1 protein-coding gene is annotated in these 532 nt (G+C 73.3%); it reads left to right on the top strand.

Annotated elements, in window-relative coordinates; all coding sequences use genetic code 11:
• Positions 1–532 (top strand): TolC family protein (locus tag GJ693_RS16660; protein ID WP_156257302.1); only part of this gene is annotated, 532 nt, incomplete at both ends.

The raw sequence follows: 532 nt of genomic DNA on the forward strand, positions 1-532 counted from the left end.
GGCGCCGGCGCCGCCGCTGGCTGCCGCTGATCAGGCCTGGCTCGACCGCCTCACCGCCCGCCCGATCATGGATCTGCCGGTGCGGCTGCGCGCCGCCGCCGATGCCTTGCCGTCGGTTGGCGAAGGCCGCGAAGGCGTCACCATCGCCGGCGCCCAGACCCAGCAGGCACGCAGCCGGCTGTTCCCCGTCCTGGGCGTGGACGTGAACACCGCCGACACCATCACCCGCGATTTCCAGCGCCCCTCCACCCAGTTCGAAAGCCTGGTGCCGCGCCGCCGCACCGATGCCATCGGCTCGATCAGTCAGCTGCTGGTTGACTGGGGGGCAACATCGTCGCGCATCCGCGCCGGCCGCGCTGCTGAAAGCGGTGCCCGCGCCAATTATGATCTGGCCCGCACCGATGCGCTGGTGGCCCTGCTCGGCGTCTGGCACGAAGCCATTGCCGCCCGCGCCAGCCTGGCCCTGACCCAGGGCCACGCCAAGCGGCTGACGCGGCTGGCCGCCATGGTGGGCCGCCGCGCCGATGCCGGC

Origin of the sequence: Sandarakinorhabdus oryzae, assembly GCF_009733735.1 — a bacterium.
Classification (GTDB): domain Bacteria; phylum Pseudomonadota; class Alphaproteobacteria; order Sphingomonadales; family Sphingomonadaceae; genus Sandarakinorhabdus; species Sandarakinorhabdus oryzae.